Genomic DNA, 17,402 nt, shown 5'->3' with positions numbered 1-17,402 from the left:
GGGATGGGTATGCCGACAAATCCCGGCCCGGAGCATCGGGCGAAATGCCTATTCCTGAAGCGTCGCGGGGGTTCCGGGCTTGACCATCTGCGCGAGCCTGGCGGCATCCCAGTTGGTCAGCCGGATGCAGCCATGGCTTTCGGCGCGCCCGATCGTATGCGGCTCGCTGGTGCCGTGTATGCCGTAATGCGGCTTGTTGAGATCGATCCAGACCACGCCGACCGGGCTGTTGGGCCCCGGTTTGAGCTGTTGTGCGGCCTTGTCGTTGCTCACGTCCCAGAACAGCTTGGGATTGTAATGGAAATCCGGGTTGCGACTGACACCCTGGATCTTCCATTCCCCGATCGGCAGCGGGTCCTTGCTGCTGCCCATCGTCGCTGGAAACTGCGCGATCAGCTTGTCGTCGCCGTCAAACACCCTGAGCACGCCATCGGACTTGTCCACCACCACCCGGTCGGCCAGCGGCTGATCGGCCGGCACGCCAAGGCTTGCAAGCGTCTCGCCCCAACCACGCGGGTCTTCTCCCGAAAACGCACTCTTGGCGTTTGGAATGTTCGGCACCCGGATCGCGGTCCCCGCTGCCATGGACGTCATGTTGGGGTTCATCGCCGTGATCACTTCAGGCGTGGTGTGGAACCGCTCGGCCAGGGCCTCGATCAGATTCTTGTATCCAAGCTGGTCCAGCTTCGCCTGGTCTGCAGCGCTGGCAGGAAAATCGGAAATGAACGGCCCTGATGCGAACCGTTCGGGGATCACCACAACGCGGGTAGCACGGACATCACGCCACTGGTCCAGCCTGGCAAGCGTCGCTTCGTCCAGCTTCCCGGTCTCGGCGATGTCATTCGCCGTCTGAAATCCGCGCAAGGCGGCGAAATAGGACTGACCTTCTTCGCCATCGATCACGCCCGGCGAGAACCCCAGGTGATCAAGGATGACCTGGGCGCGAAGCACGGGCGTTTCGGAATAGGCAGGCACCTGCTTTTGGGCGTCAACGAAATCCAAAGGCGCCGCTTTCGGCGCAGGCTGCGCTCTGGCCTCACGCGCGGGCGCCGCCTCGGGCGCGGAATCGCAACCGCCCAGAACGAGCAGGCTGGCGAAAATATATGCAGCTTTCAAATGATATCCCCTCTTGATCACTGCATCCAACGTTGCCGCTGGGGAAAGGATGCAGAGGCCCGGCAAACACATTTGCCCGGGGGTGCCGAGACGCACGGCATGTCGAGCGCCCATCGGACGCGGGCCGCATCAAGCGCGACCGGGCAGCTCATTGTCGGTTACGCGATCGTCAGCGCCTCGCACCCTGCGAGAATGGCTTCGGGCAAGGGCGCCGATTTGCGCGCGACCAGGTCGAAGCGCACCGTGGTCGCGGTAAGGATGGCGTGCTCGATGGTGGCATCGGGATCGGTCATGACGTGCCGGGTGACGATCGAGCTGCGCCCGGTGCGGACAACGCCGCTGCGGATCAGCAGCAGAGCGCCGATAGCGACCTCGGCCTTGTAGTCGATCGTGTGGTTGACATCAGCCCAGCCGAGTTCGGCGTTTTGTCCTGCGGGCCGGTCGCCCAATGCGTGCATCAGATGATAGGATGCGACATCGAACATCTCGACATAGCGAAAGGTGGTGAGGTGCCCCATCTGGTCGCACAGCCAGGGGAACGCCACGGCGCGGTGGGTTTCGATCATTGGCATGGCTGCTTCTCCTGCGGGTGTGAAAGGCGGTGCGCATGGCCCCAGGGGAGCGTCCAGCGCCATGGCGAGGCAGCGGGCCCGTCGATCAGCGCGGCGACCTCGCGCGAGCGCGCAACATGGCCGTGCTGTGCGAAGCGTTCGTGGTTGGCCACCAGATCCTGCTCGCGATAGACATAATTGACCATCATGCCTTCGCTCTGCGCGATGCCCTTGGGCGAGACATCGGCGTGCGGGTTGATCCGCCAGAGTTCTGCGCCGTTGCCGAGATGGAATGCGGCCACCGGGTCGCGCGGCCTGCCGGGGGTGCCGTCGGGCGCGGACCCGGTGAGATACAGCGCGCATAGCCGCCGGGGATCGTCGCCCTCGCGCGAGAGGCTGCGGCCGCCGGCATCGAGCCAGCGCACCAGGCCGGGTATCGGAGACAGCGTCGCAAACGTAGTGAGCGTGGGAAACTCGGCCTTCAGGTCGGCCACGATCTGCTTGATCAGGAAATTGCCGAACTGCAGCCCGCGCAGCCCGGGCTCGCAATTGCTGATCGAATAGAAGATCGCGGTGCTCGGCCGGTCGGGCGCGGTGCGGCTTGAGGGGTGGTCGAGCAGCGGAGCGATGGCCTCGCTGACATGGTCGGTCAGCGCGACCTCGACGAAGATCAGCGGTGTGTCGGGCAGCGCCGGGTGGAAAAAGCCGTAACAGCGCCTGTCGCCCTCCAGGCGCCCGCGCAGATCGGACCAGCCTGCGATATTGTGCACCGCCTCATGCGCGATCAGCCGTTCGAGCAGCCGTGCCGGGCTGTCCCAGGTGATCGGTCTGAGCGTCAGGAAACCCCGGTTGAACCAGGACGCCAGCAGGTGCCTGAGGTCCGCCTCGAGCGGTGCCAGCGCCGGGCACTGCGCAAGCTGGCGCAGCAGGCGCGCGCGCCAGTCGACCAGATGGCGGGTGCCGCATGGCGCGGTGTTGACCCGCCGCAGCAGCTCCTGGCGGCGGGGTTCGGCGCTGCGGGTGAGCTGTGCGGCATGCGCGGCGTCTGGCCGTTCCAGCCATCGTTCGATGCTGGCGCCGAGCATCGCAGCATCGGGGCCGAGCTGGTCGACCAGCCACAGGTCATAGGCCTGTGCGGTCTCGTCGTCGAGCGACGCCAGCGCCGCAGCGAGCCTGGTCGCCGTCAGCGTCCCCTGCGTCTCGCCACAGCTTTCGAGCAGGCCCAGCGAGAGCCGCTGCGCTTCGCCGAGCGGATCGCGATGCGCGGCCTTTCTGGGCAGGAAAGGCACATTCAGCCGCATGCGCTGAATCGATCTGCGTGGAGCCGCCGCAACTCGGCCTTCTGCACCTTGCCCATCGCATTGCGGGGAAGGGCGGGGACGAATTCGATCCCCTTGGGAAGCTTGAAGCCGGCAAGCTGTGGGCGCAGGCGCTCGACGATGAGCTCGGGCTCGATCGAGATGCCCGTCTTGAGGCAGGCGACAGCAACCACGGCTTCGCCGAAATCGGCATGGGGGACGCCGATCACGGCAACCTCGGCAATCTCGTCCATCCGCTCGATCAGCGTCTCGATCTCGACCGGGTAGATGTTCAGCCCGCCCGAGATGATCATGTCCTTGTCCCGGCCGACGATCCGCACGACCCCTCCGACATCGATCGTGGCGATATCGCCGGTGCTGAAATAGCCGTCATCGCGAAATTCCTCGCGGGTCTTTTCGGGCATCTGCCAATAGCCCGAAAACAGGCTCGCGCCCTTGACCTCGAGCACGCCTGTTTCGGCATTGTCGGCGATGCGCACGTGGTAGCCGGGCAGGGGATGCCCGACGGCACCGGCGATCCGCGGCCCGTCGAGCGGGTTGGAGCAGATGATGCCGCATTCGGTCATGCCATAGCGCTCGAGAATGCTGCGACCGGTGCGCTCGGCAAACGCCTGGAAGGTGGCGGGGGTCAGCGGCGCCGATCCGCTGACGAACAGCCGGACATGGCGTGCGGTATCGCGGTCGAGACCCTGGGTGGCGAGCAGCCGGGTGTAATAAGTGGGTACGCCCATGAACACCGTGGTCGTCGCCAGCCGGGCGAGCACCGCGTCAGGATCGAAGCTGGGCATCAGGTCGATCCGCGCTCCCGCCAGGAGCAAGGGGTGCAATGCCACGAACAGCCCGTGGATATGGTAGAGCGGCAGCGCGTGCAGCAGCGTGTCGTCAGCGGTGATGCCCCACACCGCAGCCAGATCGCGGGCGTTGGCGAGCAGATTGCCCTGGCTGATCATCGCGCCCTTCGAGCGGCCTGTGGTGCCCGAAGTGTAGACGATGGCGGCAAGGTCGTCGGGCGAGGCGGGGAGAGGCGGCAGCCCGGCCTGCGATGGCTCGACCGCCTGCCAGGTGCCTGCGCCATCCGCGCCCAAGGTGCGAAGGGTGACCGTTCCGGGCAGGCAGCCCGATTGGTGGAGCCCGTCTGCGGCGTCGGGTGCGCAAATGAACAGCGCCGGCTCGGCGTCGGCCAGAAAATATCCGATTTCATCGGGCCGATAGGCATCGTTGAGCGGAAGATAGACCGCGCCGAGGCGCAGGCAACCCAGATAGAGCAGCACGAGATCGATCGACTTTGGGGCCTGCACCGCCACCCGGTCGCCCGGTGCGACGCCGAGGCTCATCAGCCGCCCAGCGATGGCGTCCATGGCTTGGCGCAGTTGCGCTCCGGTAAGCGTGCGGTCGCCCTGCGCGATGAGAACCCGATCGGCGGCCTGGTCGAACGCCACCGCCAGCGATCCGGTGAGAGTGTTCTCGGTCATAGGCCTGCTGGCTCCTGTCACGTAAATGGCATTGTCCGGCTGGCGGAGCGCCAACTGAGATGACAGGCTAGGCGCGAAAGGCGGTTTGTGTCAACCGATCCAGCCGGTATCGTCGACGATAAAAGTCACAATAGCCGTATATTTGGCTATAAAAGGCTTTATCGTCGACGATACCGTAAAAATAGCTATGGTCGACGGGTGCTGGCGGTTGCGCCCTAGCTGGGTTACGAGGAGAGATCGTCGACAATCTACAGGGACAGCCAGTGAGCAAGAGCAAAGCAGAGGATCCGAAGGCCAAGTCGCCTGCAAGGCGCAAGGCAGTGTCGAAGACATCGCGCGCGACCGAACCGAAAGTGCCCGTAAGGCCGTTCGGCGCATCCAAGGTCACTGCAGGGGGTGAGCTGAAGATGTCTCTCGTCGAGCGCGTCTATCAGACGCTAATGGCCGCGATGGACCGAGGAGAGCTGGCGCCGGGCAGCCGGATCATCGCTGCTGAGGTGGCGCAGCAGCTCGATCTGAGCCGCGCGCCGGTGCGCGAGGCGTTGGCGGTGCTCGCCGGCCAGGGGCTGGTCGAATTGCTGCCCGATCGCGGCGCGGTGCTGCGGCCGATGGAGCAGCACGATCTTGCCGAAATGTACGAGGTTCTCGCACCGATCGCCGCTCTGGGGCTCAAGGCTGCCGCCGGCCGGGCGCAGGATGGCGACAACCCGGCGCTGATCCGTACGGCGATGGCGGCGATCCGCGAGGCTGCGGCCAATCCGGGCGAGGGCGTGGCCTTCTTTCAGGCGCTGAACAACTTCCATTATGTCGCCAATGCGATCGCCCAGAAACCCTATGTCGATTTCGTGATGCGGATGATGCAGATCGAATACTGGAACCGGCTACTGGTCGCGGCGATCGATCTCGATCGGCATGCGCCGCAATATGTCACAAATTATCAGCGACTTACCGACGCCCTGCTGGAGAGCGACTCGCGCAGCGCCGAGGCCGTGATCCTGCATCATGTCGATTGGTGCGTCAGGCTGCTCACGCCGCCAGCATCAGAATGATGGCAGGATCGTCGACAATAATTGGCTGTTTTGACAGAGAAATGAATTAAAAATGACAAATCGTCGACGATTGGCTTGATTATCAAATTGGCCTGTGTCTACATTGCGTCACGGCGAGGCAAACGTGCTGCAGCCCTGGGACAGCAAAAGGGGACGATCATGGTCAGCCAATTCGCATCGATGCGGGGAGCATCTGCAATCGCAATCGCGATCACCATCGCATCGCCCGCTGCGTTCGCCCAGCAAGCCGCCAGCGCCGATCCCGCGCCGGAAGCTGCTCCATCGGGCTATGACGACGAGATCATCGTCACCGCGACCCGCACCGGCGAAACCCGGCTGCAGGATACCCCGCTGGCGGTGACCGCGGTCAGCGCCGAAACGCTCGACCGCGCCGGGATCAAGGACATCCGCGACCTGGTGTCGCTGGCGCCGGGGCTTCAGGTCACCCAGAACGCCACCTTCTCGCAGGTCTATATCCGCGGCGTCGGTTCGAACAACGTGTTTGGCGGATCCGACCCATCGTCGACGATGCATGTCGACGGCATCTACCTGGCGCGGCCCGGCAGCTATCTGAGCAACTTCCTCGACGTCGAGCGTATCGAGGTTCTGCGCGGTCCGCAGGGCACGCTGTACGGTCGCAACTCGGTCGGCGGCACGATCAACGTCATCAGCCGCAAGCCCGACGATGTGATGCGCGCCCGTGCGCAGCTCACTTATGGCAATTACGATTTCATGCGCGCCGAAGGCTATGTCAGCGGACCGGTGGTCCCGGGCAAGATCGCAGCGTCGTTCTCGGTGCTGCGCTCGAAGCGTGACGGATTTCTGGACAATGCGGTCGCAGGGGTCGGCGATATCGACGATGAGGATACCGTGGGTGGCCGGGTGCAGTTGCGCTTCACCCCCGACAGCCGTCTCGACCTCGTGCTGCGGGCCGATTACCTCCATTCGGACGATGCGCTCGGCGGCTATGTCAAGATGCTCCAGCCAACCAATGATCCGGTTGCCAACAGCGTGCTCGGCGATTTCCGCACCGTCGCGCTCAACATCCGCTCGGGGTCCGACCGCACCCAATGGGGCGTCTCGGGAGACCTCAGTTACGATCTGGGCGGTGCAACGCTTCGCTCGCTGACCGGATATCGCACCAACCGCCTGCAGCAGGTCGGCGATACCGACGGAACCGCGCTTAACGTGCGGCGCACCGACCAGTTCGAAGGCCAGCGCCAGTTTTCGCAGGAGCTGAACCTGTCGGGCACGCTGGGCGACCTGTCGTATATCCTGGGCGTCTATTATTTCGACGAGAACATCCAGGTGAACTCGTCGGTCACCACCTTCGCCGCAAACGTACGGGCCAATTTCGCGCCCGTCATCGAAACTGCAGCCCTCGCAGGCTTTGTGCAGGCCAGCTACGCGCTGACCGACCGGCTCAGCCTCACCGCAGGCGCGCGCTATACCCGCGAGCGCAAGCGCTTCGACCAGACCGCCAGCCAGTTCTTCGTGACCACCGGCGGGTTCCGCCCGGGCTTTCCCGAAACCTATCAGCTGCGCGACGTGTATTCGGCCTGGACCCCCAAGATCGGCATCGAGTTCCGGCCGATGGATGACGTGCTGCTCTATGCTTCGGCGACCAAGGGGTTCAAGTCCGGCGGATTCAATTTCGCCAGCCGCAACGTCAACCAGGGCTTCGATCCCGAAACGCTGTGGAGCTATGAAGCGGGCGTGAAGCTCGAGCTGTTTGACCGGCTGTGGCGCCTCAACGGCACCGTGTTCCACTATGACTACACCAACCTTCAGGTGCAGGCGTTTCTGACGCCGGGGGTGATCGATATCACCAATGCGTCCGATGCGACCGTCGACGGGGTCGAGATCGAATCGCTGATTCGGCCGGTGCGGGGCATCCAGATCGGCGCTAACCTTGCGTATCTCGATGCCGTGTACAAGAACTACACCACCGCGCTCGCACCCGGCAACGTGGTGTTCGATGCTTCGGGCAACCGGCTCAACCTTGCGCCGAAATGGGCCTATTCGGCGTTCGTCGATCTCGATCTTCCCGTCGGCAACGGCTCGATCATCGGACGCGCGGAATACAGCCACCGCGGCCGCCAGTTCTTCACGGCAGGCAATGTCGGGCTCGACCAGCAGTCGCCTTATGGTCTGATCAACGCCAGCCTGGGCTATGACTTTGGCGACAGCGGCTTTCGCGTGATGGTGTTCGGCCGCAACCTGGCCGACAAGGAATATGTCACCAGCACCGCAAGCTTCGCCTCGGGCATCGTAGGACGTGTCGGAGAGCCGCGGACCTACGGGCTGCGGGTCAGCGTAGCCTATTGATCCGACATCGTGGCGACCGACACCTCCAGCACGAAGAAACGACCATGACCGCAGTGATGACAGCCTCCATCCAGGGATATTGCGACCCGGAATTCGCCGCAGTGCGCGAGGTGTTCGAAGCGAACTTTCGCGAACGCGGCGAACGCGGGGCAGCGGTCGCGGTGTTTCGTGATGGCGTGCAGCGTGTCGACCTCTGGGGCGGCTGGGCGGACAAGGCGCAGACCCGGCCCTGGGCGCAGGACACGATCGTCTGCATGATGTCGGTGGGCAAGGGCATGGCGGCCTTGTGCCTGTGGATGCTCGCCGATCGCGGCGTGCTCGATATGGATCGCCCGGTGGCGCATTACTGGCCCGAGTTTGCCGGCGGCGGCAAGGCGGCGATCACCGTCCGCACCCTGATCACCGGCAAGGCGGGCCTGTTGTTCGCCGATTCCGCGCCCGATGGCGCAGGACTCGACTGGGAGGCGATGATCCACGCCTATGAACAGCAGGTTCCCGAATGGGAGCCCGGCACCGATCATGGCTATCACAGCTTCAGCGCGGGATATCTGCTGGGCGAACTGGTCCGCCGAATCGACGGTCGCCGGCTCGAACGCTTTTTCGACGAGGAGGTGGCCCAGCCGTTTGGCGTCGATTACGGCTATGGCACGCGCGGTGCGCCCGACACGCGGGTGGCCGACATCATTCCCAATCCCGACAGCCACACCTTCGTCCAGACGCGTGACCGCACCACCAAGCTGGGCCGGGCATGGAAGCAGCGTCCGCCATCGGACGATCCCTATAACGATGCCGCCTATCGCGAAGGCGTGATGCCGTCGAGCAACGGGCACGGCAATGCCCGATCGGTGGCGAAGGTCTACGCCGCGCTGGCCTGCGGTGGCACGCTGGATGGTGTCCGGCTGGTTTCGCCGCCGACGATCGACGCGATGCGCAACCAGTCCTGGTTCGGTACCTGTGCGATGACTGACCGGGTATTCCGCTATGGCCACGGCTTCTTCCTCAACGAGCCGAACATGTCGCCGATGGGCAGCAATCCCGGTAGCTTCGGCCATCCCGGCGCAGGCGGCGCACTCGGCTTTGCCGACCCGGAAAACCGGATATCGTTCGGATACAGTCCCTCATTCATGTGCGCCGGCGGCGGGCTCGGCGAGCGCTGCGCGGCGCTGAGCGCGGCGGTGTACGCATGACCGGTCGTTTCGATGGCAAGGTGGCGCTGGTCACTGGTGGCAGCTCGGGCATAGGCGAGTGCGTTGCGCGCGCGCTGGCCGCCGAAGGCGCCGAGGTTGCAATTCTCGCGAGCTCTTCGCTGGACAAGGCGCACGCGGTCGCAAGTTCGATCGTCGCCGCGGGCGGCAACGCGCGACCCTACAAGGCCGACGTCCGCGACGCTGCCGCGATGGTTGCGCTGATGGCCAGTGTCGAAGCCGATCTTGGCGGGCTCGACCTGCTCGTCAATGCCGCAGGGGTGTTCTACGCGACCCCGGTCGGTGCCACCGATGGCGGTGATGCCGCGCGGATGATCGACATCAATGTCACCGGTTTGTGGAACAGCATCGCGGCGGCAACCCCGCTGATGCAGCGCCGGGGTGGTGGCAGGATCGTCAACTGCGCCTCGACCGCGGCAATGATCGGGATCAACAGCCACTCGCTCTATTGCGCGAGCAAGGCCGCGGTGGTGATGATGACCCGCGCGCTGACCGCAGAGCTCGCCCCGATGAACATCGCGATCAACGCGGTCGCTCCAGGCAACACCGCGACTCCGATGAACGAGGACGTCCGCAACAACGCCGAGGCGATCGCCGCGATGCAGGCGATGACACCGAGCGGGGTCGCGTTCAGCGATGCCGATGCGATCGCTGGCGTCATCCTGTTCCTGCTCTCGAACGAGGCGCGTGCGGTGCACGGCGCGACATGGCTCGCCGACGAAGGCATTTCGGCGGCGATCGGCTGATGCATCCGGCATCGCCCCGTCTGGTGCAGCCATCTTCGGTTACAGGAGGATGGTACCCGTGGTACGTCGCCGGGCTGCTGGCGATGGCGCATCTGGTGTCGTTCGTCGACCGCTTCGTGCTCAGCCTGGTGATGGAGCCATTGAAGCTCGATCTGGGCATCTCGGACACCGAACTCGGATTGCTTCAGGGCACCGGCTTCGTGATCCTCTACGTCGTCGTCGCGGTGCCGCTCGGGCGGATGGCCGATCAGGTCAACCGGCGCAATCTCATCGTCATCGGCATCGTTTTGTGGAGCATCGCGACCGCCTTGTGCGGGCTGGCCGACAGCTTCGGCTCACTGTTCCTCGCACGGCTTGGGGTGGGCTTTGGCGAAGCCGCTTTGGTGCCTGCCGCGATGTCGCTGCTTGCCACCTATTTCCCCAAGGAAAAGCTTGGCCGCGCGGTCTCGCTGTTCACCACCGGAGCATCGCTCGGCAAGAGCGCCGCGATGATCGGCGGTGGCGCGGTGCTGGCGCTGCTGGTGGCGCAGGGCGGGCTGACCCTGCCGATGGTGGGAACGCTTCAGCCATGGCAGGGCACGTTCGTCTTCATGGCGCTGCCCGGGCTGGCGCTGGCGCTGATCATTGCGCTGACCTTGCGCGAACCCAAGCGGGTGCAGGTCGCCGATCCGCTCGCCAAGCCAGGCTTTGGTCCGGCGATCGCGCATGCCAGGGCCCATCGCAGCGCCTATATTCCGCACGTCGCCGCATCGGTTGCGGTCGTGCTGCTGATCCAGACCATCGCTGCGTGGAGCGCGACTTTCTACGTGCGGCTGTTCGACATGACACCGTCGCAGGCGGGCCTGCTGGTCGGCAGCGTCATCCTGGTAGCAGCGCCTCTGGGTCATCTCAGCGGAGGCTGGCTGACCGACCGGTTCGCGCGAAGCGGTGCGCCGTCTCCGGCCGCACCTGTCATCACGATCGGCCTGCTCGGCGCGGTCCCGGCCATGCTCGTGTTCGCCTTGAGCCGCGATATCGCCACTTCGGTCATCGCTTATGGCCTGCTCAATTTCTCGCTGACATTGGGATCGCCCGCCTCGCTCGCAGGCGTGCAGATGCTTACTCCACCCGCGATGCGCGGGGTGGTGACCTCGGTGTTCCTCGCCATCGTGACGCTCGTGGGCATCGGACTGGGCCCTCCCTTGGTCGGCGCGATCACCGATTTCGTCTTTGCCGATCCCGACAAGCTCAACCTCTCGTTGCTCGCGATGGTTCTCGTCGTTGCCAGCTTTGGCGCGACGATGGCGATGGCCAGTCGCACGGCCTTTGGCCGGACGATGCGCGCGCTCGAATAGTCACGCGCGGCACCTGCCGCCGCCCTGAACCTTCTAGACACAATTGGAGCCAATCGATGAAGCATACCGGTAAGGCGATCATCACCTGTGCAGTCACGGGATCGATCCACACGCCCAGCATGTCACCCTATCTGCCGGTCACGCCCGACGAGATAGCCGAGCAGGCGATCGAGGCGGTCGAGGCGGGGGCGGCGGTGCTGCACCTGCACGCGCGCGATCCGATCGACGGAAGGCCATCCCCCGATCCTGCGCTGTACATGCAGTTCCTGCCGCGGATCAAACAGCAGACCGATGCGATCATCAACATCACCACCGGCGGCGCCCCGGGGTTCAGCGAGGACGACCGCATGGCCGGGCCGCTGGCCGCGAGCCCCGAGATGACCTCGCTCAACATGGGGTCGATGAACTTCGGCTTCTGGCCGCTCGCCGACAAGTTCGACTGGAAGCACGAGTGGGAACGCGAGCTTATGCTGGGCTCCAAGCGCTTCCCAGCCAACCACAATTTCGCGCTGATCGAACGGATCATGACCGAGCTGGGCGAGGGCCATGGCACCCGCTTTGAGTATGAATGCTACGATATCGGCCATCTCTACAGCGTGAAGCACTTTGCCGACCTCGGCCTGATCAAGCCGCCGTTCCTGATCCAGGGCATCTTCGGCATCCTGGGCGGGCTGGGCGCGGAACTGGAGAACTTCTTCCTGATGAAGCAGACCGCTGACCGGCTGTTCGGCGATGATTACATCATGTCGTGCTTTGCCGTCGGCCGCCCGCAGATGAAGTTTCTGGCGCAATGTGCGCTGGTCGGCGGCAGCGTCCGCGTCGGGCTGGAAGACAGCCTGTACATCGGCAAGGGCGAGCTCGCCGTCAGCAACGCGCAGCAGGTGCGCAAGGTGCGCCAGATCCTCGATGCGCTCGACATCCCGATCGCCACCCCCGAGGAGGCGCGAGAGATCCTGGGCACCAAGGGCGGGGACAGGGTGGCTTTCTGATGCGCTTTGCAACCGATACCGGCGGGACGTTCACCGACCTTGTCGTCGAGGAAGACGATGGTACGATCACGCTGCACAAGGCGGCGACCACCCCGTCGGACCCGGTGGCCGGCGTGCTCGACGCGCTGCGCGTCGCGGCCGATGCACGCGGGCTGACGCTGGCCGACCTGCTCGCGCGCGGCGACAGCTTCATCCATGGCACCACGCATGCGATCAACGCGATCATCCAGGGGCGCACTGCGCGCACCGCATTGATCGTCACGGCCGGGCACCGCGACATGCTGCTGTTCCGTGAGGGCGGCAGGGCCGAGCCGTTCAACCACGCGCACGCCTATCCGCAGCCATACGTGCCGCGCGCACTCACCTTCGAGGTGCCCGAGCGGATCATGGCGGGCGGCAAGGTGCTGACCGCGCTCGACGAGGCCGCGACCGAACAGGTGCTCGAAGCGATCGCGCAGGCAGATGTCGAGGCGATCGCGGTCGCCCTGCTGTGGTCGACGGTTAACCCGGTGCACGAAAACCGCATCGGCGCAATGATCGCTGCGCGCTTTCCGGGCACGCCCTTCAGCCTGTCGCACAGCGTCAACCCGACGCTGCGCGAATTCCGCCGCGCGTCGTCTGCGGCGATCGATGCCTCGCTCAAGCCATTGATGGGCGCGTATCTCGGCAGCCTCGAAGCGCGGCTGGCCGAAGCCGGGTTTGCCGGGCGCGTCATGGTGCTCACCAGCGCGGGCGGCATGGTCGACGCGCGCGAGGTCGCTGCGCAACCGATCTCCGCAATCAATTCCGGCCCGTCGATGGCCCCTGTGGCGGGGCGTCACTACGCCTTGCGCGAGGGCGGCTTCGACAACGCGATCATCGCCGATACCGGCGGCACCACCTACGACATCTCGATCATCGCCGACGGCCGCGTCGCGATGACCCGCGATCTGTGGATCGGCGAGCCGTATCGTGGGCATCTGGCGGGCTATCCTTCGGTCGAGGTCAAAAGCGTCGGCGCAGGCGGGGGCAGCATTGCGCGCGTCGATGCCTCGGGCCTGCTGCATGTCGGTCCGCAAAGCGCGGGCGCGATGCCCGGGCCAGTCTGCTACCAGCGCGGCGGCACCTTGCCCACGGTCACCGATGCGTGCGTGGTGCTGGGCTATCTGGACCCTGATTTTTTCCTTGGCGGCAAGATGCAGCTCGATGCTGAAGGCGCGCGTCGTGCGATCGAGGAGCACATTGCCGCGCCGCTTGGAGTTTCCATCGAGGAAGCCGCGTGGTCGATCGTCGATCTGGCCACCGAAGCGATGGTGCAGGCCATCCAGGACCTCGTCGTCAACCAGGGCATCGACCCGGCCAGGGCGGTCTTGATCGGCGGGGGCGGGGCGGCGGGTCTCAACTCGACCTTCATCGCGCGGCGCCTGGGTTGCCCGCGGCTGCTGATCCCCGAGACCGGCGCAGCGATGAGCGCGGCAGGTGCGATGATGTCCGACATCACTGCCGAGTTCGCTGCCACCGTCCACAGCAACACCGCGCGGTTCGACAGCGACGCGGTCGGCGCTGCGGTGGCCGGGCTGGCAGCGCGCGCTGCCCAATTCATTGCACGGTCGGGCAGGCCGGGCGAGACGCATTTCATCGCCGAGGCCCGCTACGAAGGCCAGGCGTGGGAGATTGACGTCCCGCTGCCGAACACTGACTTTGCCAGCGACCGTGCGATCGCGGATTTCCGCAAGCGCTTCGAGGCAGAGCATCTGCGGCTGTTCACGATCGTCGATCCGGCATCGGACATCGAACTGATCGGCCTGCGCGCGCGCGTGCAATGTTCGGCGCGCGACGGCGCATCGGACTTCAGACTCGCTATGCACCAGGCCGAGCGGCGCGAGGCGGGCACGCGCGAGGTGTATTTTGCTGGCAGCGGCTGGTGCAGCACCGCGGTCTGGCGGCTCGAGGCGATTGGGCCGGATCTCAAGATCGACGGCCCAGCGATCATCGAATCCGATTTCACCACCATCGTCGTCGATCCGGCGTCGTGTTTCTGGCGCTCGGCGCCGGGGGCCATCTTGATCGAGGAGCGCTCGCAATGACTTCGCCCAGCTTCAACGGCGCGCAAATGGCGGTGCTGCGCAGCCGTCTCGATGGCGTGGTGCGCGCGATGTCGAACACGTTGCTGCGCACCGGGCGATCGGGAGTGCTCAACCGTGCGCGCGATTTCTCGTGCTGCATCCTCACCCATGACGGCGAGCTCATCACCGCCGCCGACAGCCTGCCGATCCACGTGCTGTCCGGGCCCGATCTGATGGTCAAGTCGGTGAAAGACTTCCACCCGGTCCAGAAGCCGGGCGATGCCTTCCTGCACAATTCGCCTTATCACGGCTGCTCGCACCCCGCCGACCTCTCTGTGATCGCACCGGTTTTCGATCCCGAGGGGCGGCACCGCTTCACCCTGCTCGCCAAGGCGCACCAGGCTGATATCGGCAACTCGCAGCCCACGACCTATATGGGCGAGGCGACCGACGTGTATAACGAGGGCGCGCTGATCTTCCCCGCCGTGCAGGTGCAGCGCGACTGGCAGGACATCGACGACATCATCCGCATGTGCAAGGTGCGCATCCGCGTGCCGCACCAGTGGCATGGCGATTACCTCTCGACCGTCGGTGCAGTCCGCGTCGGCGAGCGCAACCTGACCGCCCTGGCCGAGGACATCGGCTGGGACCGGCTCGAGGCGTTCGCCGGGGAGTGGTTCGACTATTCGGAAGCGCGGATGGCCGAGGCGATCGCGGCATTGCCCGCAGGCCAGGTCAGCGGCAGCTCGACGCATGATCCTTTCCCCGGGCTTCCCGCCGAGGGGGTCAAGATCACCTCGCACATCACCGTCGATCCGGCAGCGGGCCGGGTGACGGTGGACCTTGCCGACAATCCCGATTGCATGCCCTGCGGCATGAACCTGTCCGAAGCCTGCGCGCGCACCGCCGCGATGATCGGGGTGTTCAACAGCATCGACTATCAGGTACCCAAGAACGCAGGCTCGTTCCGGCGGATCGACGTACGTTTGCGCGAAGGGTGCATCGCGGGCATCCCGATCCATCCGTTCTCGTGCTCGGCAGCCACCACCAACATCGCCGACCGCGTCGCCAACTCGGTGCAGACCGCGCTCGCCGGGCTGCAGGATGGCATCGGCATGGCCGAGGTCGGCGCGGTGATCGCGCCTTCGGCCGGCGTCGTCTCTGGGATCGACCCACGCAGCGGCAAGGCGTTCGTCAACCAGGTGTTCCTGGGCATGAGCGGCGGGGCTGCAAGCCCGGTCGCCGATGCGTGGTGGACGGTGGGGCATGTCGGCAACGCCGGGCTGTGCTGCATCGACGGGGTCGAGCATGCCGAGATCGTCCAGCCCATTCTCGTCCACCGGCGCGCGTTCGTGCCAGACAGCGAGGGCGCGGGCCGCACCAATGGCGCGCCATCGACAGTCATCGAGTTCGGTCCCGTGGGCGGTGCGATCGACATCGGCTATCTGTCCGACGGCCACGTCAACGCGCCGGTGGGCGTGCGTGGCGGTGGATCGGGCGGTGGTGCGGACCAGCATATCATCCATGTCGACGGCAGCAGCGAGCGGCTCGCCGCCTGTGCACAGGTGCATGTCGAGGACGGCGAGCGCGTGCTGGCGGTGTCGTGCGGCGGCGGTGGCTACGGATCACCCTTCGAGCGGCCAGCCGAGACGGTGCTGCGCGACATGGCCGAAGGACTGATCAGCGCCGAGCGGGCGCGCAGCATCTACGGGGTCGTCGCGCTGCCGGACGGGCGGCTTGACGGTCTTGCGACACGGCAATTGCGGGAGCACAATTCATGAGCATTCCACCGAACCCGATCAGGCACGCGGTGGTCACCGCGGGCGCAGCGAACATCGGCCTTGCCATCGCGCACGTCTTTGCGGATGCTGGCTGGAAGGTCAGCATCTGCGATGTCGACCCGGCGGCGCTCGACAGCGCGTGTGACGGGCATCTGGGACTTTCGGGTTACTGCGTCGACGTTGCCGATCCGGTCGCGGTGGAGGCTTTTGCGGCCTCGATGGGGCCGGTCGACGTGCTGGTGAACAACGCCGGGATCGCAGGGCCGATCGGCGGGATCGAGACCAACGCGCCCGACGAATGGGCGCGCTGCTTTGCGGTCAACGTGCAGGGCGCGTTCCACATGATCCGCGCAGTGGTTCCCGGGATGAAGAACGTCGGCAGCGGCGCGATCATCAACATCTCGACGGCATCGGCGGTCACCGGGCTTCCCGGGCGCACCGCTTATGTCGCATCGAAATGGGCGCTGGAGGGGATGACCCGCAATCTGGCGCGTGAGCTTGGCCCCGATGGCATCCGCGTCAATGCGATCCGCCCGGGTTTCATGGACACCGAACGGATGCGAATGCTGATGGGGCGGGCGGCCGAAGCGCGTGGGCTGGCCGTGCCTGAGGTCGAGGCCGAGGCGCTGGGCTTCATCTCGCTGAGGACCAAGATCCAGCCGTCGGAAATCGGCGACATGGCGCTGTTTCTGGCATCGGCCGCGGCGCGGCACGTCACCGGGCAAATCATCGGCGTCGATGGCAATTGCGAATGGGAAGGCTGACAGCATGGCACGCATCAAATCGCTGACCCTCGAGGAACTCGCCGAGCGCGGAATCGACACCAGCCCGTTTCTCGCCGATTTCGCCGAGCTGCCCGGCAGCATCACCACGCTGGGCTACCGGCCCGATATCCTGCAGGCCACGCTTGGTCTTTGGACAGCGATCATGGGGGCAGGGCGCGTGGCAGCCGATCTCAAGTACATGGCGGGCTATCTCGCCAGCATGGCCGCAGGCTGCCAATATTGTTCGGCGCACACCGCAAGCAACGCGGCGCACAGCGGCGCTTCGGTCGAGAAGATCGCGGCGATCTGGGATTATGAGCGCAGCCCGCTGTTCTCGCAAGCCGAACGCGCCGCGCTATCCTTTGCGGTGCTTGCCGGACAGTCCCCCTCCGGAGTGACCGATGCAGCGATGGCGCAACTGGCCGTGCATTTCGACGAGCAACAGATCGTCGAACTGCTCGCGGTCATCGCGCTCTACGGCTTTTTCAACCGCTGGAACGACAGCCTCGCGACCAAGCTCGAAGAGACTCCCCGCCGGTTCGGCGAAGCCCATCTGGCAGGTCAGGGGTGGCAAATCGGCAACCACGCCGGATGAGCTGGCACGGATCGCGCGCGCCGCGATCCTGATCCGACAGCCCTGCGCCACGGCGCTGGTGCGCCCCATGCGGCAATGGCTGTTGCCGCCACGGGCAGACTAATCTGT

Annotated in this window: 14 protein-coding genes; 10 read left to right on the top strand and 4 right to left on the bottom strand. The window is 65.4% G+C overall.

The features are described 5' to 3' along the window. Positions 1-48: 48 nt before the first annotated feature. From B5J99_RS17830 to B5J99_RS17815, 4 genes are all read right to left on the bottom strand, one after another. Positions 49-1,116, bottom strand: coding sequence for a L,D-transpeptidase family protein (locus B5J99_RS17830; RefSeq protein ID WP_245991685.1), 1,068 nt, complete (start codon positions 1,114-1,116; stop codon positions 49-51). A gap of 158 nt (positions 1,117-1,274) precedes the next feature. Beyond that, complete coding sequence (locus B5J99_RS17825; RefSeq protein ID WP_117353174.1) at positions 1,275-1,688, bottom strand: acyl-CoA thioesterase; 414 nt, start codon at positions 1,686-1,688, stop codon at positions 1,275-1,277. Beyond that, a complete protein-coding gene (locus B5J99_RS17820; protein ID WP_117353173.1) occupies positions 1,679-2,968 on the bottom strand; it encodes a malonyl-CoA decarboxylase domain-containing protein in 1,290 nt (429 codons plus the stop codon). The genes B5J99_RS17825 and B5J99_RS17820 overlap by 10 nt, the downstream gene beginning before the upstream one ends. Continuing rightward, positions 2,959-4,458 carry an AMP-binding protein gene (locus B5J99_RS17815; protein WP_117353172.1) on the bottom strand — a complete coding sequence of 500 codons (1,500 nt, stop codon included), beginning with the start codon at positions 4,456-4,458 and terminating at the stop codon, positions 2,959-2,961. The genes B5J99_RS17820 and B5J99_RS17815 overlap by 10 nt, the downstream gene beginning before the upstream one ends. A 263-nt stretch (positions 4,459-4,721) precedes the next feature. Here B5J99_RS17815 and B5J99_RS17810 point away from each other — a divergent pair, with 263 nt between their 5' ends. From B5J99_RS17810 to B5J99_RS17765, 10 genes are all read left to right on the top strand, one after another. Continuing rightward, the gene (locus B5J99_RS17810; RefSeq protein WP_245991684.1) at positions 4,722-5,507 is read left to right on the top strand and encodes a GntR family transcriptional regulator; all 786 of its coding nucleotides are present in this window, start codon (positions 4,722-4,724) and stop codon (positions 5,505-5,507) included. Positions 5,508-5,666: 159 nt separating this feature from the next. Continuing rightward, on the top strand, positions 5,667-7,835 hold the full coding sequence (locus tag B5J99_RS17805; RefSeq protein WP_236823497.1) for a TonB-dependent receptor: 2,169 nt from the start codon (positions 5,667-5,669) through the stop codon (positions 7,833-7,835). Between the two features lie 44 nt (positions 7,836-7,879). Next, complete coding sequence (locus B5J99_RS17800; RefSeq protein WP_117353171.1) at positions 7,880-9,022, top strand: serine hydrolase domain-containing protein; 1,143 nt, start codon at positions 7,880-7,882, stop codon at positions 9,020-9,022. Continuing rightward, positions 9,019-9,786, top strand: coding sequence for an SDR family NAD(P)-dependent oxidoreductase (locus tag B5J99_RS17795; RefSeq protein WP_069050400.1), 768 nt, complete (start codon positions 9,019-9,021; stop codon positions 9,784-9,786). The genes B5J99_RS17800 and B5J99_RS17795 overlap by 4 nt, the downstream gene beginning before the upstream one ends. Then, positions 9,747-11,120, top strand: a complete 1,374-nt coding sequence (locus B5J99_RS17790; RefSeq protein WP_245991683.1) for an MFS transporter — start codon at positions 9,747-9,749, stop codon at positions 11,118-11,120. Before B5J99_RS17795 ends, B5J99_RS17790 begins: the two co-directional genes overlap by 40 nt. 56 nt (positions 11,121-11,176) lie before the next feature. After that, the gene (kce, locus tag B5J99_RS17785; RefSeq protein WP_054135219.1) at positions 11,177-12,109 is read left to right on the top strand and encodes a 3,5-dioxohexanoate:acetyl-CoA acetone transferase; all 933 of its coding nucleotides are present in this window, start codon (positions 11,177-11,179) and stop codon (positions 12,107-12,109) included. After that, the gene (locus tag B5J99_RS17780; protein ID WP_117353169.1) at positions 12,109-14,175 is read left to right on the top strand and encodes a hydantoinase/oxoprolinase family protein; all 2,067 of its coding nucleotides are present in this window, start codon (positions 12,109-12,111) and stop codon (positions 14,173-14,175) included. The genes kce and B5J99_RS17780 overlap by 1 nt, the downstream gene beginning before the upstream one ends. Next, on the top strand, positions 14,172-15,935 hold the full coding sequence (locus B5J99_RS17775) for a hydantoinase B/oxoprolinase family protein (RefSeq protein WP_117353168.1): 1,764 nt from the start codon (positions 14,172-14,174) through the stop codon (positions 15,933-15,935). The genes B5J99_RS17780 and B5J99_RS17775 overlap by 4 nt, the downstream gene beginning before the upstream one ends. After that, complete coding sequence (locus tag B5J99_RS17770) at positions 15,932-16,699, top strand: SDR family oxidoreductase (protein WP_117353167.1); 768 nt, start codon at positions 15,932-15,934, stop codon at positions 16,697-16,699. The genes B5J99_RS17775 and B5J99_RS17770 overlap by 4 nt, the downstream gene beginning before the upstream one ends. 4 nt (positions 16,700-16,703) lie before the next feature. After that, positions 16,704-17,294 (top strand): carboxymuconolactone decarboxylase family protein, encoded by a 591-nt coding sequence (locus B5J99_RS17765; protein ID WP_162892653.1) that lies wholly within the window; start codon positions 16,704-16,706, stop codon positions 17,292-17,294. Positions 17,295-17,402 lie beyond the last annotated feature (108 nt).

This window comes from Blastomonas fulva (assembly GCF_003431825.1).
GTDB classification, from domain to species: Bacteria; Pseudomonadota; Alphaproteobacteria; order Sphingomonadales; family Sphingomonadaceae; genus Blastomonas; species Blastomonas fulva.
This window is presented reverse-complemented; position numbering and strand designations above follow the sequence as displayed.

Bases quoted from the DNA above. Each gene is read 5' to 3' on its own strand.
- B5J99_RS17825 (WP_117353174.1), bottom strand. From the start codon at position 1,688: ATGCCAATGATCGAAACCCACCGCGCCGTGGCGTTCCCCTGGCTGTGC.
- B5J99_RS17820 (WP_117353173.1), bottom strand. From the start codon at position 2,968: ATGCGGCTGAATGTGCCTTTCCTGCCCAGAAAGGCCGCGCATCGCGAT.
- B5J99_RS17815 (WP_117353172.1), bottom strand. From the start codon at position 4,458: ATGACCGAGAACACTCTCACCGGATCGCTGGCGGTGGCGTTCGACCAG.
- B5J99_RS17805 (WP_236823497.1), top strand. From the start codon at position 5,667: ATGGTCAGCCAATTCGCATCGATGCGGGGAGCATCTGCAATCGCAATC.
- B5J99_RS17800 (WP_117353171.1), top strand. From the start codon at position 7,880: ATGACCGCAGTGATGACAGCCTCCATCCAGGGATATTGCGACCCGGAA.
- B5J99_RS17795 (WP_069050400.1), top strand. From the start codon at position 9,019: ATGACCGGTCGTTTCGATGGCAAGGTGGCGCTGGTCACTGGTGGCAGC.
- B5J99_RS17790 (WP_245991683.1), top strand. From the start codon at position 9,747: ATGGCTCGCCGACGAAGGCATTTCGGCGGCGATCGGCTGATGCATCCG.
- kce (WP_054135219.1), top strand. From the start codon at position 11,177: ATGAAGCATACCGGTAAGGCGATCATCACCTGTGCAGTCACGGGATCG.
- B5J99_RS17780 (WP_117353169.1), top strand. From the start codon at position 12,109: ATGCGCTTTGCAACCGATACCGGCGGGACGTTCACCGACCTTGTCGTC.
- B5J99_RS17775 (WP_117353168.1), top strand. From the start codon at position 14,172: ATGACTTCGCCCAGCTTCAACGGCGCGCAAATGGCGGTGCTGCGCAGC.
- B5J99_RS17770 (WP_117353167.1), top strand. From the start codon at position 15,932: ATGAGCATTCCACCGAACCCGATCAGGCACGCGGTGGTCACCGCGGGC.
- B5J99_RS17765 (WP_162892653.1), top strand. From the start codon at position 16,704: ATGGCACGCATCAAATCGCTGACCCTCGAGGAACTCGCCGAGCGCGGA.